Source organism: Chryseobacterium elymi (assembly GCF_003385495.1).
Classification (GTDB): Bacteria; Bacteroidota; Bacteroidia; order Flavobacteriales; family Weeksellaceae; genus Chryseobacterium; species Chryseobacterium elymi.
Genome location: NZ_QNUH01000024.1, coordinates 12,267 through 34,870 on the forward strand (window position 1 = coordinate 12,267; position 22,604 = coordinate 34,870).

The 22,604-nt window shown below is 38.7% G+C and carries 21 protein-coding genes; 9 read left to right on the forward strand and 12 right to left on the reverse strand.

What is annotated here, in order from left to right:
• Positions 1–50: 50 nt before the first annotated feature.
• The 3 genes from DRF60_RS18645 (at position 51) to DRF60_RS18655 (ending at position 2,868) form a co-directional block, all read left to right on the forward strand.
• Positions 51–692, forward strand: a complete 642-nt coding sequence (locus tag DRF60_RS18645; protein ID WP_202974465.1) for a flavin reductase family protein — start codon at positions 51–53, stop codon at positions 690–692.
• A 117-nt stretch (positions 693–809) separates the two neighbouring features.
• Complete coding sequence (locus tag DRF60_RS18650; protein ID WP_116014346.1) at positions 810–1,256, forward strand: GNAT family N-acetyltransferase; 447 nt, start codon at positions 810–812, stop codon at positions 1,254–1,256.
• 118 nt (positions 1,257–1,374) lie between these two features.
• Positions 1,375–2,868 carry a S8 family peptidase gene (locus tag DRF60_RS18655; RefSeq protein ID WP_116014348.1) on the forward strand — a complete coding sequence of 498 codons (1,494 nt, stop codon included), beginning with the start codon at positions 1,375–1,377 and terminating at the stop codon, positions 2,866–2,868.
• A gap of 211 nt (positions 2,869–3,079) precedes the next feature.
• Here DRF60_RS18655 and ygiD read toward each other — a convergent pair whose 3' ends face one another.
• A complete protein-coding gene (gene ygiD / locus DRF60_RS18660) occupies positions 3,080–3,907 on the reverse strand; it encodes a 4,5-DOPA-extradiol-dioxygenase (RefSeq protein ID WP_116014351.1) in 828 nt (275 codons plus the stop codon).
• Positions 3,908–4,015: 108 nt separating this feature from the next.
• Positions 4,016–4,528, reverse strand: a complete 513-nt coding sequence (locus DRF60_RS18665) for a YceI family protein (RefSeq protein WP_116014353.1) — start codon at positions 4,526–4,528, stop codon at positions 4,016–4,018.
• Between the two features lie 407 nt (positions 4,529–4,935).
• On the opposite strand from DRF60_RS18665, the gene DRF60_RS18670 reads away from it, so the two are divergent.
• Together DRF60_RS18670 and DRF60_RS18675 are read left to right on the forward strand one after the other, a co-directional pair.
• The gene (locus tag DRF60_RS18670) at positions 4,936–7,074 is read left to right on the forward strand and encodes a S9 family peptidase (protein WP_116014356.1); all 2,139 of its coding nucleotides are present in this window, start codon (positions 4,936–4,938) and stop codon (positions 7,072–7,074) included.
• A 131-nt stretch (positions 7,075–7,205) separates the two neighbouring features.
• Positions 7,206–8,231, forward strand: a complete 1,026-nt coding sequence (locus tag DRF60_RS18675; protein WP_116014358.1) for an LLM class flavin-dependent oxidoreductase — start codon at positions 7,206–7,208, stop codon at positions 8,229–8,231.
• A gap of 51 nt (positions 8,232–8,282) precedes the next feature.
• Here the strand turns inward: DRF60_RS18675 and DRF60_RS18680 are convergent, their stop codons facing one another.
• The 3 genes from DRF60_RS18680 to DRF60_RS21420 form a co-directional block, all read right to left on the reverse strand.
• The gene (locus tag DRF60_RS18680; protein ID WP_116014361.1) at positions 8,283–11,318 is read right to left on the reverse strand and encodes an SbcC/MukB-like Walker B domain-containing protein; all 3,036 of its coding nucleotides are present in this window, start codon (positions 11,316–11,318) and stop codon (positions 8,283–8,285) included.
• Positions 11,319–11,321: 3 nt separating this feature from the next.
• A complete protein-coding gene (locus DRF60_RS18685) occupies positions 11,322–12,527 on the reverse strand; it encodes a metallophosphoesterase family protein (protein WP_116014364.1) in 1,206 nt (401 codons plus the stop codon).
• A gap of 201 nt (positions 12,528–12,728) precedes the next feature.
• Positions 12,729–12,881 carry a hypothetical protein gene (locus tag DRF60_RS21420; RefSeq protein ID WP_167443747.1) on the reverse strand — a complete coding sequence of 51 codons (153 nt, stop codon included), beginning with the start codon at positions 12,879–12,881 and terminating at the stop codon, positions 12,729–12,731.
• A gap of 118 nt (positions 12,882–12,999) precedes the next feature.
• On the opposite strand from DRF60_RS21420, the gene DRF60_RS18690 reads away from it, so the two are divergent.
• Both DRF60_RS18690 and DRF60_RS18695 read left to right on the forward strand, forming a co-directional pair.
• Positions 13,000–13,251 carry a VF530 family protein gene (locus DRF60_RS18690; protein WP_116014366.1) on the forward strand — a complete coding sequence of 84 codons (252 nt, stop codon included), beginning with the start codon at positions 13,000–13,002 and terminating at the stop codon, positions 13,249–13,251.
• Between the two features lie 115 nt (positions 13,252–13,366).
• Positions 13,367–13,867 carry an FKBP-type peptidyl-prolyl cis-trans isomerase gene (locus tag DRF60_RS18695; protein WP_116014368.1) on the forward strand — a complete coding sequence of 167 codons (501 nt, stop codon included), beginning with the start codon at positions 13,367–13,369 and terminating at the stop codon, positions 13,865–13,867.
• Positions 13,868–13,908: 41 nt separating this feature from the next.
• Here the strand turns inward: DRF60_RS18695 and DRF60_RS18700 are convergent, their stop codons facing one another.
• Together DRF60_RS18700 and DRF60_RS18705 are read right to left on the reverse strand one after the other, a co-directional pair.
• Positions 13,909–14,286 (reverse strand): YchJ family protein, encoded by a 378-nt coding sequence (locus DRF60_RS18700; protein WP_116014371.1) that lies wholly within the window; start codon positions 14,284–14,286, stop codon positions 13,909–13,911.
• Positions 14,287–14,532: 246 nt separating this feature from the next.
• Complete coding sequence (locus DRF60_RS18705) at positions 14,533–16,674, reverse strand: M3 family metallopeptidase (RefSeq protein ID WP_116014373.1); 2,142 nt, start codon at positions 16,672–16,674, stop codon at positions 14,533–14,535.
• 59 nt (positions 16,675–16,733) lie between these two features.
• On the opposite strand from DRF60_RS18705, the gene DRF60_RS18710 reads away from it, so the two are divergent.
• Positions 16,734–17,567, forward strand: coding sequence for a head GIN domain-containing protein (locus DRF60_RS18710; protein ID WP_116014375.1), 834 nt, complete (start codon positions 16,734–16,736; stop codon positions 17,565–17,567).
• A 1-nt stretch (position 17,568) separates the two neighbouring features.
• Here the strand turns inward: DRF60_RS18710 and DRF60_RS18715 are convergent, their stop codons facing one another.
• The 5 genes from DRF60_RS18715 to DRF60_RS18735 form a co-directional block, all read right to left on the reverse strand.
• Positions 17,569–19,455, reverse strand: coding sequence for a monovalent cation:proton antiporter-2 (CPA2) family protein (locus DRF60_RS18715; RefSeq protein WP_116014377.1), 1,887 nt, complete (start codon positions 19,453–19,455; stop codon positions 17,569–17,571).
• 3 nt (positions 19,456–19,458) lie between these two features.
• Positions 19,459–19,980 carry an NAD(P)H-dependent oxidoreductase gene (locus tag DRF60_RS18720; protein WP_116014379.1) on the reverse strand — a complete coding sequence of 174 codons (522 nt, stop codon included), beginning with the start codon at positions 19,978–19,980 and terminating at the stop codon, positions 19,459–19,461.
• Between the two features lie 193 nt (positions 19,981–20,173).
• Positions 20,174–20,968: a TPM domain-containing protein gene (locus DRF60_RS18725; protein ID WP_116014381.1), complete on the reverse strand. Its 795-nt coding sequence runs from the start codon at positions 20,966–20,968 to the stop codon at positions 20,174–20,176.
• Complete coding sequence (locus DRF60_RS18730; protein WP_185144603.1) at positions 20,949–21,377, reverse strand: TPM domain-containing protein; 429 nt, start codon at positions 21,375–21,377, stop codon at positions 20,949–20,951. The genes DRF60_RS18725 and DRF60_RS18730 overlap by 20 nt, the downstream gene beginning before the upstream one ends.
• Positions 21,377–21,982 (reverse strand): LemA family protein, encoded by a 606-nt coding sequence (locus tag DRF60_RS18735; protein ID WP_034703627.1) that lies wholly within the window; start codon positions 21,980–21,982, stop codon positions 21,377–21,379. The genes DRF60_RS18730 and DRF60_RS18735 overlap by 1 nt, the downstream gene beginning before the upstream one ends.
• 74 nt (positions 21,983–22,056) lie before the next feature.
• Here DRF60_RS18735 and DRF60_RS18740 point away from each other — a divergent pair, with 74 nt between their 5' ends.
• The gene (locus DRF60_RS18740) at positions 22,057–22,551 is read left to right on the forward strand and encodes a dihydrofolate reductase (RefSeq protein WP_116014387.1); all 495 of its coding nucleotides are present in this window, start codon (positions 22,057–22,059) and stop codon (positions 22,549–22,551) included.
• The last annotated feature ends 53 nt before the right edge of the window (positions 22,552–22,604 follow it).

Below are 22,604 nucleotides of genomic sequence, written 5' to 3' on the forward strand. Positions count from 1 at the left end.
ACCTTTGCCTGTAAAAATAAGATTATGCATAAATATGTACACCTTCTATCTTGTACTTTGGTACCCCGGTAATACTTATTTCAACATTAAATGAGAATAGCAGTTTCAATGCTGCTCCTATTTCATCCATCTTTTGGTTAGGCTGGCGTTGTGTAATCGGTATCTCTGCAGTGTCTAAAACCTGTGAAAATTTATTAAGAACCGGTGAGTGTGTAATTAATCTTCCTTCAGCAGATCAGGTGGGAATGGTTAATAAGCTGGCTCTTACAACAGGTTCAAATCCTGTTCCTCAGGGAAAGCAAAGCAAAGGATATCGTCACGAATCCCAAAAATTTGAAATTGCCGGAATGACGCCTGTTGAATCTACATTGATTAATTCCCCCAGAATATCAGAATGTCCGGTACAAATGGAAGCCCGTCTTGTTAAGATAAATCTATTGGCGGAGGATAATGAGATCCAGCGCGGAAATATTATCTATGCTGAACTTAAAATAGTAAGGGTGCATATGGAAGAAGCAATACTGATGGATGGCTTTCCTAACCGGGTTGATCCGGACAAATGGCGCCCGCTTATCATGAGCTTTCAACAATTTTATGGACTTGGTATGAAGCTTCATGAGTCTACATTAGCCCAGGTCCCGGAAGAACTTTATCGTACCGCTGAATTTGATCCTATTCTACAAAGTAAATAAAAGTGGAGATAGTTTTTAATAAGGTAATCGTTTATTAAATTTGCTGTGTCTGTAAAAGTTAAAAAAATAACAGAAACAATAATTTCAAAATATTTATTTAATTCGTAAAACAAAAAGATGATTACCAAAAGAATCGATTCTTCCAATATAGATTTCCAGAATTTAGTCAAACTCCTGGATGCCGATCTTGCTGTACGGGATGGAGATGATCATGAATTTTATCACCAGTTCAATTCAATTGATATGCTGAAAAACTGCGTGATAGCTTACTCTGATGATATGGCGGTGGGCTGCGGTGCTTTCAAGCCTTTTTCTAAAGATACTGTAGAAATAAAAAGAATGTATACCGATCCTGAAAAAAGAGGAAAGGGATTCGCTTCTAAAATATTAAATGAGCTTGAAATCTGGGCCAAAGAAGAAGGATACAACAGATGCGTTCTGGAAACAGGAATCAAACAACCCGAAGCTATTGCATTGTATGAAAAATGTGGTTACATAAGAATTCCCAATTATGGTCAGTATATTGGGATTGACAATAGTGTTTGCTATGAGAAAATATTGTAAACTTTTCAAAAATTAAAGATAACTATTAATATTCAGGTAATACTAAATTCATTTTTTCTAAGCTTTTAAATCACGCCAAAGTGTTATATTGTGGTTTCAAACCATACAAATTAAAACTATGAAAAAAAGAGTATTTTACCTCTTGGCATTGATTTTTGTTTTGAATTCATGTACCAGAGATGAACTGCAGAACGAAAACCCTGTCATTGAAGCTGTTCAGAAAGATCCTTTGACGGGAAAGCAGATCAATGCAGAAATTAATAACACGATCAAGAACACCGGATCTTTTAACTGGAAAAATGCTTCAGATCATCTGCTTTGGAGTGCGATTTTCAGAGGAAACAGAATGGTGTCCATCGGATTTGGTTCTTCAAAGAATGATTTTGACAGAAGTCTTTCTCTTGACAACAAAGCAATGGAAACCGAAATTTTAGGACTAATCCAGCAATATGAAGGCATTGAACAGACGAGATTTCTGGTTTCTTCCGATCAGTATCTTAATCAGATGGATGTCATCATAGACAAAGAAGAAACCATTACAGCGTTAAGAAAGATGAAAAACATCCGGTATGTGGAGCCGGGGGATTATCATTATTTTGAAATAGAGAAAAGTCTTAATCCCAATGAAAAGTCCAGCAGTGGTTCATCAGGATGCGGATTTGGATCTACAGCTTTAAATGCTGCAGATTATACCACCACTACACCCAATGCTAAGGTGCCATGGGCATTTACGAAACATAATATTCCAAATGCATGGAGCTACAGCAGCGGAGCAGGAGTTACCATAGGACTTATTGATACCGGAGTCTCACCCGAGCAGACATTGCTGGGAAGCAGTTTTAATACGGGAGCATCTTCCGGAAGAACAATCAGCAAATTTGGATCATATGTCAACGGATCCACTACAGACGGTCCAGCTGACCAATGCGGACACGGTACAAAAATGGCTTCCGTGATGGCAGCCCCGAAAAATAATGCAGGACTTCCTGTAGGAGTTGCCTACAACGCAAATCTCATCACTTACCGCGCAGCCTCTAATGTAGTGTTGGAAACTTCCAGCGAGCAGAACGGAGTAAAAACAGCATTTACGGATCTGGCTAATAATGCCAGTGTAAAGATCATTTCCATGTCGATGGGGCATATTTTCTCGGTAGGAAAGATTGAAGATGGTGTGAAATATGCTTATTCCAAAGGAAAGCTGATCTTTTGTGCTGGAGGAACTTCTACCAGTTTTACCAATTTTGTAGGCGTTATTTTTCCGGCAAGCATGTCCGAAACCCAGGCTGTGACCGGAGTAAAAGAAGGAACTTCCAACCAGAAATGTGATGTCTGCCATTCCGGAAGTCAGATCGATTTTACCTTCCAGATGGAAAGAGCCAACGGAAATACAGTTCCTGTTTTAAGTTATTACAACAATCAGGCAGATTATGTAGGTGGTTCATCGGTGGCAACGGCTGCTACAGCTGGAATTGCTGCTCTTGTCTGGGCTAAAAATCCTTCATGGACAAGAGATCAGGTACTCAATAAAATGAGACAGTCTGCTACCTATTATCCTACGGTAAATTCAAGCTACGGCTATGGCAATATTAATGTTCTGGCAGCTGTACAATAAATTATTTTAAGTAAAAATACCAGGGAATATCTCAGTCTCCCGGCTGATCATCAAGCGGAATTATATTTTAATTCTTTGAAGATCATCGTTCTTGATCAGCTGGTACAGATTGGTGATATTCCCTTCTTCTGAAACCTTCAATACTTTGGTCAGACGCGAAAAACTTAGTAGAAGGAAGTTCTTAGTGATAAAAATAACCGCGAAATACAGCTTATCCTATCCTTACGCTGGTCATGCTTAATGATCCACCAATCAGTTCATCATTAAATAAAGACAGATTTTCAGCCTGATCTTTTAAGCCTAATGTGTAGATCAATGGAAGATAATGATCTGGCGTAGGAATGGCATATTGCAGAGCTGTTCCCTGGTTATGATAGTCTATGATGTTCTGGAAATTTCCGTTCAGGAGCCAGTTATTCGTCTTTTCTCTGGCTTCCACAGCCCAATCCCATCCGGCGCCTACCGTATCAATATTTTTCCAGTCGATCAGGCGGAGGTTATGCACAATATTCCCGCTTCCGATGATCAGGATTCCCTTTTCACGAAGCTTATTCAGTCTTTTGCCCAGATCAAAATGGTATTGTGGTGGCTTGGTATAGTCTATGCTCAGCTGGATCACGGGAATATCAGCTTCCGGATACATATGTTTGATTACCGACCATGCGCCGTGATCAAGTCCCCAATTATGATCTTCCTTTACCAAAACAGGTGATAAAAGCTCAGCTGTTTCTTTCGCCAGTTCCGGATTCCCCGGAGCGGAATACTCTACATCAAACAAGGCTTTCGGAAAACCTCCGAAATCATGGATCGTTCTCGGCATATCCATCGCAGTGACATAAGTGCCCTGTGTATACCAGTGTGCGGAAATACACAGTATGGCATTAGGCTTAGAAATCTCCTGTGCCGCTTTTCTGAATCCCTCTACAAATTGGTTTTCTTCAATAGCGTTCATCGGTGAGCCATGCCCAAGGAATAAAACGGGCATTCTTTGAGTATTTCCAAAATTGTTGCTGATATTTTGCAGATCGTTAAGATTCATAAATAGGAAGTATTAAAAAAGGTCCAAGGCTTGTAGAAAATCCCTGAACCTTTCATGTTTTGATTGGATAGATATTTTAGGGAGAATATCCCAAAATTCAATTTTGTATTATGCCTGCTTTACAAACTGTAATTCTCCGGCTATTTTTACCTCATCGCTTACCATTACACCTCCAGCTTCAAGAGCTGCATTCCAGTTCAGACCGAAATCTTTTCTGTTGATCTTTCCTTCAAAAGAAAAGCCTGCTTTCGTATTTCCCCACGGATCCACATTGATTCCTCCAAAGTCTACATCTAAAGTAATAGGTTTTGTAATACCGTTTACTGTAAGATTTCCTGTTACTTTATCATTTAAAGCCTGAGATTCAAATGTAATGGAAGGATATTCTTCTGCGTTGAAAAACTCTCCGGATTTTAAATGATTGTCTCTGTCTGTGTTATTAGTAAATACAGAATCAGTCTGGATGGTCGCTGTAGTTTTAGCATTCGCAAAGCTATCGTCTTCCGCTTCAATTTCAGCGTTGAAAATTCTGAAGCTTCCTTTCACATTAGAGATCATCATGTGCTTTACTTTAAAAGTAATTTCACTATGTGTTGGGTCTAGATTCCATTTTGTTGCCATTGTATTGTAATTTTTTTGTTTGTTATTGATACTGCAAATGTAGGGCGGAGGTCACATACAAATCATTGACTTAGGTTAAGAAATGAAATAACTCTAAAAGTCAATTTTGCTTCGCAAGTGAATTGTCAATTGCTTACGCTATACAATTCACAACTGAACACTTCACCATTCACCCTAATTTTAAATGTGAACCGTCAATTTTGCTTCGCGAGTAAATTGTCAATTGTTTACAGTTATAAAATTCACGATTGACCATTCACCATCACCTAATTCCCTCTCATTCTTCCTACCATTAAGTTAAGAATTATTTTTTATCAATGCATTAATCCTATTTTATGAATGTTTTATTTAACATTTATTAACGGATGATTTTTATTTCTTATTTTTGAAGGATTCAATTTTATACAATGAAATTACATAGATTTTCTTTATTGATGCTGGTTTTGGGAGCTTCTGCAATCGCGCAGACCCAAAAATTTACTATGGCGGAGGCTGTAAATGGACTGAGAACGAATCTTGCCGTGAAAAATATATCCCAGTTCTCATGGACTGCAGATGGTAAATCCTATATTCAGGCTGTAAAAGGCGGTTATCTGATCACTGACCTTAAGACCAGTAAACAGGATACCCTGGTGTCTTTAACTCAACTGAACAGATCATTTTCGGATGCTAAACTCAAAGCAGTTCCTCAAATAAGATTTATCGACGGGTCAAGTGGTTATTTCAATGTTAACGACAAAATGTTCTGGATTGAAAAAACAGGAAACAACTGGAAAGTAAAGACGGCTGCAACATTGAATGAGGAAGCTTCCAATGTGAAAATGTTCGGCGATAACCAGACATTTGCCTTTACGGTAAAGAATAATTTATATGTCAGTAAAAATGGGAAAGCAATAGCTGTAACCAATGATTCTGATGAAAATATCATCAACGGAGCAGCAGTTCACAGAAACGAATTCGGAATTGATACAGGGATTTTTCCCGCACCAGATTCAGAAGCTGTAGCGTTTTACAGAATGGACCAGACTATGGTGGCTGATTATCCTGTTATTGACTGGTCTGTAACGCCTGCCGTAAATCATAACATCAAATATCCGATGGCCGGGCAGAAATCCCACGAAGTCACTTTGGGAATTTATAATATTAAAAACCAGTCAACCACTTTCCTTAAAATTGAAGGTGAAAAAGATCAGTATTTAACAGCCATTACCTGGAGCCCGGATTCAAAATATATTTTTGTAGGTGTTCTGAACCGCGGGCAGAATCATTTAAAAATGAATCAGTACGATGCTGTTACAGGAAATCTGGTAAAAACTTTATTTGAAGAAACCAGTGATAAATATGTGGAGCCTCAGCATCCGCTCATCTTCTTCCCGAATTCCGATACAGATTTTATCTGGCAGAGCCAGAGAACCGGATACAACCACCTGTTTCATTACAGTCTTGAAAAAGGATTGATTGCCCAAATCACCAAAGGAGATTGGCTGGTAACGGATATTTTAGGTTTTAATGAAAAGAAAAAGGAGATCTATTTTACTTCTACCAAAGAAACACCTCTTGAAAAGCATTTATATAAGATCAACTGGACAAACTTTAAAATGCAGCGAATGGATGATGCTTCAGGTGTACACACAGGAATCTTGAGCAGTGATGGTAATTATCTTTATGATACTTACAGCAATGCAGACACACCAAGATCTGTGAATATTATCAATACCAACACGGCAAAGTCTACAAATATCCTTACTGCAGAAAATACATTGAAAAATTATCAGAGACCTGAAATTAAAAATGTAGAGTTAAAAGCTGATGATGGAACACCGCTTTACGGAAAGATCATTCTTCCTACAGATTTTGATGCGAACAAAAAATATCCGGTTATCGTTTATCTGTATAACGGGCCACACCTTCAATTGGTGACCAATACTTTCCCTGCATCAGGAAACCTTTGGTACGAATACATGGCTCAAAACGGATACATCATTTTCACCATGGACGGAAGAGGTTCTGCCAACCGTGGAATGAAGTTTGAGCAGGCTGTTTTCAGAAACCTGGGAACCACGGAAATGAATGACCAGATGAAAGGAGTAGATTACTTAAAATCTCTTCCTTATGTGGATGCTGAAAGAATGGGAATCCACGGATGGAGCTTTGGAGGCTTTATGACAACAAGCTTTATGCTTCGTAAGCCAGATGTGTTTAAAGTTGGAGTAGCTGGAGGCCCAGTAATCGACTGGAAAATGTATGAAATCATGTATGGTGAAAGATATATGGATACACCGCAGGAAAATCCTCAGGGATACGCAACAGCCAATCTTCTGGATAAAGTTCAGAACTTAAAAGGAAAATTACTGATGATCCACGGTGCACAGGATGATGTGGTAGTATGGCAGCATTCCATCAAATTCATTAAATCTGCGGTAGATAATGGAGTTCAGATGGATTACTTTGCCTATCCTGGACATCCGCACAATGTGATCGGAAAAGACAGGGTTCACCTGATGCAGAAAGTGACGGATTACTTTGATCAGTATCTGAAGAAATAATAGCAAAAACCAGCAGAAAGGCTGGTTTTTTTATTGGCAACAGTATTCTTTAATAGCAAACACATTCTTACCAAACATCAATGTTTTTGAGCTTTTTCATCCGTAATTTTGTTCATCTAAAATCTAAAAATATGGAATTAGGAATAGGAATGTTTGGTGATCTGGCTTTTGACAAGGTTACCGGAAAATATAGAGATGCAGGAGTGAAGATTCGTGAAATACTGGATCAGGTAAAATTAATGGATGAGGTGGGAATTGATGTTTTTGCGATGGGAGAGCATCACCGTCCGGATTATGCGGTTTCGTCACCTGAAATGGTGCTTGCCGCAGCGGCAAGTATCACTAAAAATATAAAGCTGGCAAGTGGTGTTACTGTTTTAAGTTCTTCAGAACCGGTAAAAGTATACGAAGATTTTTCAACCTTAGATCTTATATCAGACGGAAGGGCTGAAATATTTGTCGGAAGAGGAAGTTTTATTGAATCATTTCCGCTTTACGGTTATTCATTAAACGATTACGAAGAGCTTTTTGACGAAAAACTGGAATTGCTGCTAAAGATTAACTCAGAAGAAAACGTTACCTGGTCAGGAAAGTTGCGTGCACCAATGCAGAATCAGACCGTTTATCCGAGAGCTAAAAACAACGGAAAACTGTCGATCTGGAGAGCGGTAGGCGGAACTCCGCAATCTGTTTTAAGCGCAGCAAAATTAGGAATGCCTTTGGTGGTCGCTATTATTGGGGGGATGCCGGTACAGTTTAAAAATCTGGTTGAATTTTACAAGCAGGAATATCAGAAAGCAGGGCATGACGTATCCAAAATGCAGATCGCGATTCATTCACACACGTTTGTAAGTAATGATCAGGCTGTAGTGGACGGATATTTCAATAATTATAAATCCCAAATGGACAGAATTGGGGCAGCCAGGGGCTGGGCTCCTTATACGAAAATGCAGTATGACGGCGGAAGAGCTAGAGAAGGCGCCCTGTTCATCGGAAGTCCTGCAGAAGTAGCTGATAAAATCACCTACATGAAGGAGATTTTTGGCATCACCAGATTCATCGGACATATGGATATCGGTGATCCTGCTCACGACATCATGATGAAATCCATTGAACTGTTCGGGGATGAAGTAAAACCGGCTATTCAGGATCTATAAAATGAAACCTCTGCTGAAAAATAGCAGAGGTTTTTTTATTGTCGTTTAAATTTATACAATTTCAATCAGGCTTCCTCTTTCCTCATCTTTCACAATGTTGAGAGCTGTCGGAATTTTTTCTTTAAGCTCTTCGACATGGGAGATAATCCCTACGATTCTGTTTTCTTTCATCAGATTCGTCAGAGTTTCAAAAACAATATTGACTGATTCCGTGTCCTGCGTCCCAAAACCTTCATCTATAAAAAAGAAATTTTTATCAGCCTTCGCATTGGACTGAACACTTTCAGCCAAAGCAAGGGCCAGACTCAGTGAAACCTGAAATGCCTGCCCTCCGGAAAGAGTCTTTACACTTCTGCTTCTGCCTTCATTCAGATAATCGATGATCTCAAAATCATTGCTTTCATTCAATTGAAGACTCAGCTGATTTCTTGTCATTCTGTGGAAACGTACATTCGCATGATCACACAACTGTCTTAAATAAATAGAGGAAACATATTGTACAAAGCCGGCTCCTTTAAACAGATTCATCATCAGTTTTAAATTCTCAGACCGCTTTTGAAGGTCGGCAAGATTCTTCAGCAGATCTTCTTTCTTCCGGAATTCCTTTTCCAGTCTTTCAATCTCGGACCTGATTTTTACAACAGCATCATTCATCTGTTTCAAATCAGCCTGTGCTTCAGTGAACTGTTTTTCAGCCAGAGAAAATTGTGCATCATCGAATGAAAGGCCTTTCAGCTTTAATTCCAGACCTTCAATGACTTTCTTTAAAGTTTCATAATCGATTTTAAATTTTTGAATCTCAGCTCTGGCTTCCTGTACATTGATCTCCAGGCTTAAAATATGTTCTGCTTCTTTAAAATCTGCAAAATTCTGTTCAGTGAGCGCTAAAGTGATCACTTCTTTATTTTTCGATGTTTCTTTTTCAATCTCCGCAATCTGTTTTTCAGATTGAGTGACAAGTGTTCTTTGTTCTGCCAGTTTAGGAGCAAGTATTTTTTCCTGTTGTGAGGCTTTTTGGTAATTCTGTTCCGTTTCCGTATTGAACTGTAATAGCTTGTGGTAAGCATCTTCAACCTCTGCTACGGTTTTTTGCTCATAGCTGCTCCATTCCAGCGTCTTCAGATTGGAACGGCTGATATTGATCTGCTCCTGTTTCGCAGCTTCTTCCAGCCTGAAAGTTTCCAGGGCGCTTCTGTATTTATCTAAGGTTTTACTTTCTCTTTCCAGATTTTCCCTTTCCAAAGTAATATGCCGGCTGTTTTCCTCGATCTTCTTTTCGATGGCAAAAGAATCCGAGCGTTTTTTCTCAAATTCATCTTCATGATCCGGGCTGAATGATTTCCAGACAAAATGCTGAATGTGGTGGTCAATATCTTTCTGAATCTCAAGCAATGCTTTCTCCTCGTTGGTCAGCTGCTCTTCGAATATTTTTTTTCGGGCTAAGATTTTTTCAATTTCAGTTTCCTGTATCTGATTTCTTAAGATCTCCTGTTCAGTAGAATGAATATTCTCCTGGATTTCCTGGATTTCCGCATGTACATCCTGAATTTCCACGATATGCGGATGTTCCGAAGAGCCACAAAGCGGGCAGGCTTCACCGTCATGAAGTTCACTGGCAAAACGCGATAATTCCTTTTGGATTTTTAGATGATCCTGTTTTTGTGAAAGCTCCTTTTTCTTTTTTTCCAGCGCTTCCTTTTTACTTCTGAAATCTTCCTTAAAATTTTCATGAAAAGAAAAATGTTTCAGCTCCTCGGAAATTACTCGGATCTGTTTCTGTTGGTTTTCGATCTTATTGATCTGCTCCAGCTGTAATTTTTTGAGGTTTTTCTGCTGAATAAACCAGTTTCCAACAGCTGAAAGTAAGGCTGAATCCAGTTTCTGTTTCTTCAGAATATCAGCATCCTTGGAAAGGGTATCAATCTTTTTCTGAATACTGTTTCTGTTTTCTTCTACTTCTTTTACTTTTTCCGAACCTTTTTGTGTTCTGTCTTTCAGTGCTTTGATTTCATTGGAAAAGGTCAGGATTTTTACGATCAGATTGAGGTCGCTTTCCTGAGCTCTTGACTGTTCCAACGCTTTAAACTGCGGTTCAAGCACACTGAGTTGTTCCGTAATTGCTCTAAAATCTTTTTCAGTTTCCTGTAAAGTTTTAATCTGGTGCTCCTTTTCAATCTGTTTGGCTTCCATTTCCTTGGAAAGCTTATTTTTTTCAGCAATTAAAGGACTGAATACCCGAAATACTCTGTCATAAAGCTCTGTCTGTAGCTCCAAAGCATCAATTCGGGGTTTATGTTCAGCTAGATTATTAAAATTCTCTCTGTTTTGTTTTAAACCTTCAAAATCTGTTTTTAAATTTTTCAACTGTTGATAAGCGGTTGAAATTTTTTCAAACTTTTGATTGGATTCTTCGAACTTTTTCTGTCCCTCCACCAGATAATTTTTCTGAAGCTGAATGTTTTCTTCATTGATTTCTTCAAAACCTTTCAGTTGACCTTCAAGCTGATCCAGTTCAGATCTGTTTTTCCCGTACAGAGCAGAAGCATTATTCTGAAGATCATAGCGCTGAAGATTAAAAATATCCTTCATCATATTTGTTCGTTCTGCAGCGCCCAATTCCAGAAATTCTTTAAACTGGCCCTGCGGAATAATGATGGTCCGTTTGAAATAGGAGTAACTAAGCCCAATAATAGCCTCCGCATTGGAATGATCCAGTGGAATCCATTTGCCACCAATATGCTCATAAAATGTAACCGAATAAGGTTTTACATCTTCAAATTTTTTCGAATTTCGTCTGAAATCTCTGGTTGCCCGGAACAGTTTATTTTCATAATTGATAAAATCAAACTCGATATAAGAACTGCTTGACTTTAAATTCATCATGTTGTAAGCCCTTTTATCACGCATATTCAGACGTTCCGTCTCACCATACAGGGCAAACGAAATAGCTTCAAGTATTGATGACTTTCCGGAACCTACAGCACCGAAAATACCGAATAATCCCGCATCGGTAAGGTGTTTAAAATCTATGGTCTGGCGCTCCTGATAGGAATATAAACCTTCGATCGTTAATTGAACAGGTATCATGGCTTAGGCATTTAAAATTTCGTTAAACAAATTCATCAGTTCTTCATTGGCTTCCTGGCCGCCATTTTTAGATTTAAAATAATCTCTGAACAGAGGCTCTATATCCTGATTCAGATTAATTTCCAGGCTTTCCTGTTCCGTAAGTCCCTTGCTTTTAACTTTAGGAATCAGATGAACAATGCCATTGTGGGATTGGTAGATCATCCTCCGTTCATCAGAGGTTAAAAAGGTTTCACTTTCCAGGGTCAGCTCAATGAATGTATAAGGATTTTCAGTCAGCCACTGAACGCTATCCTCAACGGAAGTAAAGGTCTTCCTTACCAATTTCCTCCCACTTTTAAGAGGTTTCTTGATGAATGATACAGGTTGGCCCGGTTCCGCTTCAACGATTGAAACATATTTGGTCTGTCCGGCTTCACTAAAACTGTAGCATAGTGGCGAAGAGGAATAAACAACAGGTTTTTCCTGTGTTCCGATATTCTGAAAGGCGTGTAAATGTCCCAATGCCGTATACTGAATCTGGTTAGGAATACTATCCGAAAAGATGAGGTCTGCATTTCCAATCTTAATGGGTTTCTCACCTTCCGGTTCTTCTAAAATTTCAGCTCCTCTTTTGTTCATGTACAAATGAGCAGTCAGAAGGTTGACTCCGGAAGTGTCACAAAACTGATCTGCAAGTTCTTTCCAGGTTTTAGAAAGGATTTTATTGATCTCTTCTTCTTTATTCTCACCGAAATATTCTTTCAGACGGACTTCATTGGCATAAGGTGTATGTAAAATCCGAACCGGAAAATCTATGTTTACAAGGGCAACCTCTATAAAACCCTCTTTTGAATTGGTAATTTTAAAATGCTCGGTTTCGAAAGGAAGAATTTCTGCTTTCGGATGACCAATTAAAATAATTCCGCATTCCCGTGCCAGAGGATCCGGCGCATTGATCAGATTCGGAGAATCATGATTCCCGGAAATAGCGATAACAGGACGCTTCCCATTTTGAGATAAGCGTTTCAGGGTTTTATAAAACAGTTCAGCAGCCTCTACACCAGGCGTAAAATTGTCAAAGAGATCACCGGCAACGAGAATCAGATCAACGTTCTCTTCATCAGCAATACTGATGATCTCTTCCATTGCTGAAATCTGTTCTTCCAGACGGGAAAACCGGTCCAGTCGTTTTCCCAGATGCCAATCGGCGGTGTGGAGGATTTTCATGAAAATTTTATTATTGTTTTAAAGTAAATATGAAATGTAATTTTAAAGATAGGGATTACCTGATCTACCAAAACAGGCTTTGTTGGTAACTCACAACCAATTACATTTGGGAAAAATAGCCTTGTCTGTAGCAAAAGACAATTGCAGTTTCTAACCTAATGGGGTTTCAAAATCAACCAGGTTCTAAAATATGAATGATTATTAAAGTTTGCTATCGGCCTCTCTTGCTTTAAAATCTTCTCGAATTTGTTTTAAACGTGCTTTTCTTTCTACTTCTGCATTTTGTATTTTACGTTTTTTCTGATCAATTTTCTTTTTATGTTTTTTCCGGTTTGCCTCGTTATTTTTGCTCATATTTATTTTCGGAATGAATAGTTTTTAGGTAAAATATACTCATCAAAAATACTAAAGATTGCGAGTTTAAACAATTTTAGTCGCTAAGTCTGATAAAATATTTTAATTTTACTGCGTTATGGAAGAAAAATCAAAAGATCCTCTGCACGGAAAAAGACTCGATGCCATTCTTGAAGAACTGGTAGAATACTATGAAGGTTTCGAGAAGCTTGGAGAGCAGATCAATATCAAATGTTTTACAGATAATCCAAGTATTAATTCCTCACTGAAATTTTTAAGAAAAACAGATTGGGCCAGAGCCAAGGTAGAAAGCCTGTATCTCTATGTATTGAGACAGAAGAAACGAAACGAAACAAAGAACGGGAAGTGATAAGCGATCCTATCTTGAGATTTTTGTTTTAACATCTTTTCCACAACCAATCATTTCAAAAATAGTATATTTGTGCTGTTAATCGTGAAAAAACATCACGAAAAAAAGAAAAAATATGACAATTGAAAACAACCATGTTGTAGCAGTAAGTTACATACTTCACACGATCGAAGAAGATGGAAGTAAGATTCTTGTAGAAGAAACAACAGCAGAAAATCCTCTTACATTTTTATATGGTGTAGGAAGAATGATTCCAAAGTTTGAGCAAAATATCCTGGGTCTGAAATCCGGTGATAAAGCTGCTTTTGTTATTCAGCCAGAAGAAGCTTACGGAGAAAAAGATCCGAATTCAATCGTGCAGTTGCCTATCGATATGTTTCAGGAATCAGGAACTCCGCCTTTAGGCGCTATTTTGCCTTTATCAGATGGTCAGGGAAATAATTTCCAGGCCTTTGTATTAGAGGTAACACCTGAAGCGGTAGTGGCAGATCTTAATCATCCAATGGCTGGGAAAGTTTTAGATTTCCAGGTAGAAATTATAAATACACGTCCTGCGACAGAAGAGGAACTGGCACATGGTCACGCTCATGGAGCTGACGGAACAGAGACTCACTAAACTATAATAAATGTCCGGATTTTTTCCGGACATTTTTTTCTTTAATGTAAAAATTCTCCACTCACATAAAACCACCGGTTTTGAATCATTTTGAATTTTGATAATTCATGATGGATTTGCTTGTGACCTTCTTCATCAGTATAAAATGCTTTAAACTCCACTTTGCCAACAGAAGGTTTATCTATAATTTCCAGTTTTGTCCATTCATTAATTTCTCCCCATGCCTGCAGATCTTCTGTATTGTGGTACTTCCTTTTTGCCGGATAGGTAGTTTCCATCAGGTATTTTCCGTTCGGAATCGCAAATGCAGAAAAACGGGAACGCATCAGGGCTTCCGCAGTAGGCGCATGCTTTTCTCCCGTGTGGTACGGCTTGCAGCATTCTTCATAAGATTTTCCTGAACAGCAGGGACAATTCATGTTATACATTTTAAAGCACAAATTTACGTGATTATTTATTTCATTAAAACACTAAAACTATTACTTTTTACTTGTTTCACACAGATTTTGCAGATCACACAGATTTAAAACAACAAAAAAAATTATAACGCAAACATCTGTATGATCTGCAAAATTTGCGTGAGAATAATAGTGTTATTAGTGAAAATATTCGTGTGATTTGTGGTTAAATAAAAAAAGCATCCGAAAACGAATGCTTTTAAGAATTTATTTTATAAAACCTCTGTTTCTCAATAAAGGTTTGATATCCGGATCATGTCCCGTAAAATCTCTGAACGCCTGGTTAAGGTCTACAGAGTTTCCTACAGAGAGAATGTATTTTCTGAAACGGTCACCATTTTCTCTTGTCAGGCCTCCGTTGTTTTTAATCCATTCCCATGCATCATTATCAAGGGTTTCAGACCACAGGTAAGCATAATATCCTGCTGAGTATCCTCCGCCCCAGATATGAGCAAAATAAGGAGTATGATATCTCGGTGGTACTGTAGCTAAAGAGAACCCATGACTGGCTAACGACTGTTTTTCAAAATCAAGAACCGGAATTAACTGGCTTTCATTGGTGACTGTATGCCAGTCCATATCCAGCACTGCTGCAGAAACGAGTTCTGTCGTCATATATCCCTGATTGAAAGTAGCCGCCTTTTTAATTTTTTCAACTAAAGTCTGAGGAATCGGCTGTTTTGTTTCGTAATGAATTGCATAATTTTTAAGAACCACAGGATCTAAAGCCCAGTGCTCATTGATCTGCGATGGGAACTCCACAAAATCTCTCGGAACACTTGTTCCTGAAAGCGATGGATATTTCTGGCTTGCAAACATTCCGTGGATAGAGTGTCCAAATTCATGGAACATCGTAGAAACATCATCATAGCTGATCAGAGAAGGTTTTCCCGGAGCCGGTTTCTGATAATTATAACAGTTGACAATTACAGGTTTTGTTCCTAAAAGATAAGATTGTTCAACGAAATTACTCATCCATGCACCGCCATTCTTAGAATCTCTGGTATAGAAATCAAGGTAATAGATCGCGATAGATTTTCCGTCGTGGTCAAAAACTTCGTACGTTACTACATCAGGGTGGTAAACCGGAAGATCGGTTCTCTTTTTAAAGGTAAGTCCGTAGAACTTTTCAGCGGCATAGAAAACACCTTTCTCCAGAACAGTAGTCACTTCAAAATACGGTTTGATCTGGTTTTCATCAAGATCATATTTTGCTTTTCTTACCTGCTCTGCGTAGAAATTCCAGTCCCATGGTTCTACTTTGAAACCGCCTTTCTGCTGATCAATAAGGTCCTGAATATCTTTTGCTTCACGTTTTGCCGTTTCCACAGCAGGAGTTGCGATCTGGTTCATTAACTTGGTAGCTGCCTCAGGTGTTTTAGCCATCTGGTCCTGAAGTTTCCATTCAGCGAAGCTTTTCTTTCCAAGGATCTGAGCTTTTTTAAGTCTTAACTTGGCCAGCTTTTCAATGGTTTCACGGGTGTCGTTTCCGTCGCCTTTTTCAGCTCTTAACCATGATGCTTTGAATAATTTTTCTCTTGTAGCTCTGTTTTTCAGATTCTGAAGAAGTGGTTGTTGTGTTGTGTTTTGAAGCGTAAGAAGATATTTTCCCGGCTGTCCTGCAGTTTTAGCATCAGTTGCTGCTGCTTCGATTTCGTCTGCTGAAAGTCCGTCAAGTTCTTTTGCATCAGAGAAAAACACACCGCCCTGTCTTCTGGCTTCCAATAATTTATTGGCGTATTGTGTAGAAAGTGAGGCCAGTTCCTGATTGATCTGCTTTAATTTTTCTTTATCAGCAGCAGAAAGATTCGCCCCTGCAATCTCAAAATTTTGTTTGTAAAACCGGACAAGTCTTTTTCCTTCGGCATCTAAACCGTCTTCTTTAATGGACTTGATTCTTTTATATAAATTTTCATTCAGGTACATTTTATCGGAATGCGCTGCAAAAATAGGAGCAAATTCTTCATCTAAAGCCTGAAGGGTAGGGTTCGTATTCGCGCTTGTAAGATTGGAAAATACAATAGTGGCTCTTTTTAAAACTTCGCCACTCTTTTCAAGGGCTACAATAGTGTTTTCAAAAGTAGGGGCTTCCGGATTATTGGCGATTTTCAGAATTTCAGCATCGTGCTGTTTTAGTCCAAAATCGAAAGCAGGTTTGAAATGTTCATTGTTAATTTTATCGAATTCCGGAGCTTCATACTGAAGCTTGCTTTTCTTCATAAAAGGATTTGAAGATAAGGATGGATCGGTAACAGGAATCTCCTGTTGAATATCGGTTTTTTTCATTGTAGTACAAGATTGGTTAAGTGCCAGCGCAGAAATTAACAATACCGATGAAATATTTTTCATAAATTAGTTGTTATTAAAGTATAAAGATATTAAAAACTTAATTTATAAAAGCAGTAAACATGAAATCGACAAGTCTTTTTATATGGTCAGCCTTCGCGCTGATAACCTCATGCAATGAAAAACATGATAGAAGAAACAATAAAAATAATGACCGTAATAATGGTAACGGCTGGGTAGACAAAGTAATTGACAAAGACAGTGGTCCTGTCAAAGAGAAAGTATTTAACGGAGATTTTGACGAAATAGAAGTTTCCCAGGCTATCGATGCTGAGGTAATCAAATCCGAAACCGAAAAAGTTGTTATTTCTGCACCGGAAAATATCCTCAATGAAATTCTTGTGGAGAACAGTGGCGGAAAACTTCATATCCATTATAAGCGTGGTATCAGAGTTATGAACGGCCACAATGTTAAGGCTAAGATCTATACCAAAGATTTTTCTAAGCTCGTTGCCAATTCTGCAGCAAGCGTTACTATAAAAGATAAATTCACACAGGAAAAAATGGATGTTGAAATATCCAGTGCAGCAAGCGTTTCCGGAGACCTGGAAGCTAATGATTTGGATATTTCGGCAGACAGCAGCAGCAGTTTCAGCGGAAAAATATGGGCAGTAGACCTTGATGTTGATGCTTCATCAGCAGCAAGCATTGATATTTCAGGAAAAAGTAAAAATGCAGATATTACGTCCTCATCCGGCAGCAGCATTTCAGGAAAAGGAGTCGTTGCCGATCATGTGAAAGCTGAAGCATCCAGTGGGGCAAGTGTTGAGATCAGCGCTGTTTCATCACTGCATGCAGAAGCTTCTTCAGGCGGAAGTGTAAATGTTTCTAAAAGAGGTGAACTTAAAAAAGTAACTAAGGAGGAAAGTAGTGGCGGAAGCGTCAATATTCAATAAATCAATTAGGAGTTTCCTCGTCATTATCATCATCAACTGACGAGGAATCTTCCCAGTTTCTATCATCAAAATTAAGATTGTCAAAAGCCAATAGTTCCTCTTCACGCTGGAGAAATTCTTTTGTAGTAAACTGCAAAATCTCATCATCATCCTTTGCTTTGGCCAGCCTTCGGATAGAAGCTTTATCTATGGCCATAAATCTCTGTCCGAGACGTCTTGCTGCGTATTTTCTCATTCCGGTTTCATGGAGAACATCTACAGCCATATCTACAGCCGTTCCTAATGTTTCACGGTAAATGTTTTCAATACCGTTGTTGAGGTAGTCATAGGCATCAATTCTATTTTTAGCCCGTACAAAAATTCTCACCTTCGGATAATTTTCTCTTACAAGATCTGTAATGAATTTATTGTCATTCCTGTCATCAAGGCATAAAACCAAAATTTCAGCATCTTCAATTCCGGCAGCCCTTAAAGTGGGAATTCTTGTTGCGTCTCCGTAATAAACTTTAAAACCGTGGCTTCTCAACAGTTTCACACGGTCAGAGTCTCTGTCCAGAATGGTTGCTGATATTTTATTCGCTTTCAAAAGGCGTCCTACCGTACTTCCAAAATGTCCGAAACCAACGATTATGATCTTCTTCTGGGCTATATTATTGTCAAGAATGTTAAAATCATTCTCTTCATCAGGAATTTCTTTAATGAATTTAGGAGTAATGAACCTGTCGTTAATGATAAGGAGTATAGGAGTAATGCACATTGTGATCGCAGTAACCGCCATCATTTGTGCATTGAGTTCCGGACTTAACAGATAAAGATCCGAAGCATAATTGATCAGGACAAAAGCAAATTCTCCTACCTGGGAAAGAGCAAACGCATAAAATAAACTCTGTGGAGTATCGATCTTGAAAAACTTTCCGATAGCATATAGAACCACTAATTTGACGATCAGTACTGCAAAAACAGTAGAAAAAATAAAAAGAGGATCCTGCTGGATGATGTTAAAATTGATGGTGGAGCCTACACTTACAAAGAATACGGCCAAAAGCAGCCCTTTAAAAGGATTAATTTGTGCTTCCAGCTCATTTCTGAATTCACTGTTGGCAAGCATTACTCCGGCAAGGAAAGCTCCTAACGCTGGTGACAATCCTATGGCAGCCATAAGCTCTGAAACCCCGATCACGAGGAATAGAGAGGAAGCGGTGAGTAATTCCGTCATTCCTGACTTTGAAACATATCTTAAAAAGGGAACAAATACATATCTCCCTAACAAAATCAAAATAGCAACCCCTAAAATTACGGTTCCGGCCTGCAGCCATTCCGGAAGCTTCTGGATGATAATTTGGATTTCATTATCATGATGACTTGATTTATAGTTGGCGATGATTGGCAGGATGGCCAGAATAGGAATCACGGCAATATCCTGAAACAGAAGGGTAGAGAAAGAAGCTTCTCCGGCCATAGTTTTAAAATTATTTTTTTCCTGAAGTGTTTGCAGCACAATTGCTGTAGAAGAAAGTGCAAAACACATTGCAATGGCAATGGCCTTGTCTATCCTCCATCCGGCACTGATGAAAACCAGAAAAAGAAGGGAGATGGAAAGCAGCATCTGTGTAAGGCCAAGTCCCATGATTTTTTTTCGCATTTCCCAGAATTTCCGGGGTTCCAATTCCAGTCCCACTAAAAAAAGAAGCATGATCACTCCAAACTCACTGGCGTGCATAATGTCGTTAACATCTTTTCCGGTAAGCCTTAGAACATATGGGCCAATGATGATACCTCCTAAAATATATCCGATTACAGAACTCAGCCCGAATTTTCTCGCCAGTGGAACCATAATAATGGCTACACCTAAGAAAAGTAATGTGTTCATCGCTAAGCTGGTCTCCATGTGCTATTGGTTAAGTAATTCTGTAAACTCTTTTTTATGTAAAATAATGTCTTTTTTGCTCAGTTTATTGGCCTCATAAACAATCTTGATATGTTTGATGTCGGCTTTAAAAACCTTTAAGGATACAATTAGCCCGCTGACCAGTTCTTCCACAGTGTACTGATACGTTCCGTTTTTGCTGAATGATCTTTCCTTTCCTCCTGTCGTTACCAAAATATAAATCTCTTTGTTTTCCAGTGGATTGGTTTCGCCTTTTCTGAGCCAGTCCCTGTCAAACACTTCATCGATCCATAATCTTAATAAAGGGGGCATTCCGAACCATATCAGCGGGAATTGGAAAATAAAGCGGTCATAATTTCTTAGTCTTTTCCTTTCCCTGAATGCTGCAATATGAAAATCCGGATATTCTTCGTAAAGGTCTCTAAGGGTAAAATGCTGGTGGCGGACATAGAAATTAATAAGCTCCACATTTGAATTGGAGTGCTCTAAATAGGGATGTGCAAAAACTACCAGCGTCTTTTTCATAAACCTGTTTTCAGTAAATATAATGAAAAAATATTGAATAAAAAGTGAGTTTTGTGTGGTTTTGTTATTTTTTTAATACGAAAATTTGATTCTGGCATTGTAATAAAACAAAGAAATGACTTGATTTTGAACTATTAAATAAAAAATAGAGTAATCAGCCTGATTATATTGAATTTAGTCTAATTATTTTTAATTACCATCCGCCCGAAGCACCTCCGCCGCCGAAGCTTCCTCCACCGCCAAAGCCGCCAAATCCACCTCCGCCTCCGGAACTTCCACCTCCAAAACTGCCAGGGAATGGAAAGAACCCGCCAGGGTAATTTCTGCGTCCTCTTCTGGTGATGATCACATCGTCGTCGTCATTATTGCCGCCACGTCCGCCGCCTCTGCCTCCGAAGATAAAGGCGAGAATGATAAAGATAACAAATGCGATAATAAGGATCTTGAAAGCACTTCCATTACCTGAAGGTGCTGAGGTTTCCATAGGTTTGAATTTCCCCTGAACAGCCTCCATGATCGCTGAGGTGCCACGGTTGATACCATCATACCATTGCCCCTGCCTGAAATTGGGAGTGACAATATAATCAAGAATCTGTCCTGCGACAGAAGCAGTAAGATACTGTTCTACGGCTCTTCCCTGTTGGATAGACATGGTTCTGTCTTCTGTCGCAATCAGGAAAACAACGCCGTTATCCACGCCTTTTTTTCCGATTCCCCATTTTTCTCCGAACATGGTTGCCAGGAAATTCACATCTTCTCCTTTGGTAGAAGGGATAATAACCACTTCAATTTCCGTGGAAGTAGAATCTGCAAATTTGATCAGCTTATTGTTCAGTTCATCTTTTTGCTGCTGCGTGAGCAGGCCTGCTTCATCAAACACAGGATACAGAACCGCGGGTTTGGGTGGAATCGTGTATTGTGCTGATACAAAATTGTAAAAGCAGAAGAGTATTAATGAAAATACCAATTTAAGAGAACGTAATTTCATTAGACAGCTGATTGGGATTTTTTCCTTCTACAGGAAAATGTTTTTTTAATTCAAGACCAGTTTCAAGGATGCCGCTTTTTAAAGCTTTATAATAATTTCCTTTGGCAAATTCAGCAGTGATATAGTCATGCAGGTGATCCCAATACGACTGGTGTACTTTAGCATGGATTCCGATGTCACCAATGATGGTCAGATATTTCTGTTCGAAATTGACATGAAAAAGCACAGCGTTTCTGTCGGCAGTTTTATTCATACAGAGTTTTTTGAAAACCTCAAATGCGGTCTGTGCATTTTCAGTTTCTGTGTTCGAGTCAATGTGTACCCTGATCTCGCCTGTAGAATGTTCTTCTGCCGACTGTATTGCTTCCACAAGGGAAGTGATTTGCTGATTTGTCAGAAAATGGCTCATTATTTAAATACTTCTGGTGCTTTTTCTGCACCGGCTTCAGCCTTGAAGAAAGGTTTCTCTTTAAAGTTTGTAAAATTCGCCAGGATATTATTAGGGAATGTTTTGATCGTTGTGTTGTAATCTTTGGCCGCATCATTATAATAAACCGTTTCGGTTCTGATGCTGTTTTCTATCGCCGTAAATTCTCTCTGGAAATTGATGTACTGCTGGTCCGCTTTTAAATTCGGATAAGATTCCACTACAGCCATTAATCTGCTTAACGCTCCGGATAGTTCTCCTTGTGCAGCCTGGAATTTCGCCATATCAGCTTCCGTCATATTTGTAGGATCAATATTGATGGAAGTTGCTTTGGAACGTGCTTCAACCACTTTGGTCAATGTTTCCTGCTCAAATTTCGAATACGATTTAACAGTTCTTTCCAGATTGGGAATAAGATTGGCTCTTTTTTGATAGACAGTTTCTATATTTGACCACTTGGAGTTCACGTTCTGTTCTTTCGAAACAAAATTATTATACCCGTTTTTTCCCCAGAAGAATATTACACCTACAATGATAAGCAGTGCAATACCGATAGTTCCTGCGCTAAGGCAGCCTTTATTTTTCATAGTTTATTTTTTTTTAATTTTTTGTGCTAATCAAATATACAAATTATGTGCTAATTTTGTAAAAAATTATTAGAATGACAACAATAGTGGTGGCTATGGGAGAGAAGAACGAGATCGGTTTTGAAAATAAACTGCTGTGGCATCTTCCTAAAGACCTGAAACACTTTAAAGATATAACTTCCGGACATCCTGTTATTATGGGCAGAAAAACCTTTGAAAGTATAGGAAGGCCGCTGCCTAACCGTACGAATATTGTAATCTCGAGAAAGAAAAACTGGTTTGAAGAAGGAATCCTGATCGTAGGGAGTATTAAGGAAGCGGTAAAATTTGCCAAAAAGATTGATGAAGAGATATTCATTATCGGTGGCGGAAATATCTATGAGCAGACTGTTGAAATTGTTGACAGACTGGAGGTTACCTTGGTGAAGGCTGATCTTGAAGCGGATACATTCTTTCCAAAGATCAATCCAAAAATCTGGAAAAAAACTGAAGAGATCTGTCATGAAAAAGATGAAAAGAATCAATATGATTTTTGTTTTCAGACCTTTGAACGGATCAAGAGCGAATAGTTGTGAAAATTCTAAGTTCTTACCTCTAGCTTCTAACCTGTAAATTTTCTATC

What these genes read in the sequence shown, in the direction of transcription:
- ygiD (WP_116014351.1), bottom strand. Translation starts at nt 3,907, where the DNA reads ATGAATCTTAACGATCTGCAAAATATCAGCAACAATTTTGGAAATACT.
- DRF60_RS18730 (WP_185144603.1), bottom strand. Translation starts at nt 21,377, where the DNA reads ATGAGCCATTTTCTGACAAATCAGCAAATCACTTCCCTTGTGGAAGCA.
- DRF60_RS18700 (WP_116014371.1), bottom strand. Translation starts at nt 14,286, where the DNA reads ATGAATTGTCCCTGCTGTTCAGGAAAATCTTATGAAGAATGCTGCAAG.
- DRF60_RS18735 (WP_034703627.1), bottom strand. Translation starts at nt 21,982, where the DNA reads ATGAAAAATAAAGGCTGCCTTAGCGCAGGAACTATCGGTATTGCACTG.
- DRF60_RS18705 (WP_116014373.1), bottom strand. Translation starts at nt 16,674, where the DNA reads ATGAAAAATATTTCATCGGTATTGTTAATTTCTGCGCTGGCACTTAAC.
- DRF60_RS18675 (WP_116014358.1), top strand. Translation starts at nt 7,206, where the DNA reads ATGGAATTAGGAATAGGAATGTTTGGTGATCTGGCTTTTGACAAGGTT.
- DRF60_RS18695 (WP_116014368.1), top strand. Translation starts at nt 13,367, where the DNA reads ATGACAATTGAAAACAACCATGTTGTAGCAGTAAGTTACATACTTCAC.
- DRF60_RS18690 (WP_116014366.1), top strand. Translation starts at nt 13,000, where the DNA reads ATGGAAGAAAAATCAAAAGATCCTCTGCACGGAAAAAGACTCGATGCC.
- DRF60_RS18720 (WP_116014379.1), bottom strand. Translation starts at nt 19,980, where the DNA reads ATGAAAAAGACGCTGGTAGTTTTTGCACATCCCTATTTAGAGCACTCC.
- DRF60_RS18670 (WP_116014356.1), top strand. Translation starts at nt 4,936, where the DNA reads ATGAAATTACATAGATTTTCTTTATTGATGCTGGTTTTGGGAGCTTCT.
- DRF60_RS18715 (WP_116014377.1), bottom strand. Translation starts at nt 19,455, where the DNA reads ATGGAGACCAGCTTAGCGATGAACACATTACTTTTCTTAGGTGTAGCC.
- DRF60_RS18650 (WP_116014346.1), top strand. Translation starts at nt 810, where the DNA reads ATGATTACCAAAAGAATCGATTCTTCCAATATAGATTTCCAGAATTTA.
- DRF60_RS18685 (WP_116014364.1), bottom strand. Translation starts at nt 12,527, where the DNA reads ATGAAAATCCTCCACACCGCCGATTGGCATCTGGGAAAACGACTGGAC.
- DRF60_RS18665 (WP_116014353.1), bottom strand. Translation starts at nt 4,528, where the DNA reads ATGGCAACAAAATGGAATCTAGACCCAACACATAGTGAAATTACTTTT.
- DRF60_RS18740 (WP_116014387.1), top strand. Translation starts at nt 22,057, where the DNA reads ATGACAACAATAGTGGTGGCTATGGGAGAGAAGAACGAGATCGGTTTT.
- DRF60_RS18725 (WP_116014381.1), bottom strand. Translation starts at nt 20,968, where the DNA reads ATGAAATTACGTTCTCTTAAATTGGTATTTTCATTAATACTCTTCTGC.
- DRF60_RS21420 (WP_167443747.1), bottom strand. Translation starts at nt 12,881, where the DNA reads ATGAGCAAAAATAACGAGGCAAACCGGAAAAAACATAAAAAGAAAATT.
- DRF60_RS18710 (WP_116014375.1), top strand. Translation starts at nt 16,734, where the DNA reads ATGAAATCGACAAGTCTTTTTATATGGTCAGCCTTCGCGCTGATAACC.
- DRF60_RS18655 (WP_116014348.1), top strand. Translation starts at nt 1,375, where the DNA reads ATGAAAAAAAGAGTATTTTACCTCTTGGCATTGATTTTTGTTTTGAAT.
- DRF60_RS18680 (WP_116014361.1), bottom strand. Translation starts at nt 11,318, where the DNA reads ATGATACCTGTTCAATTAACGATCGAAGGTTTATATTCCTATCAGGAG.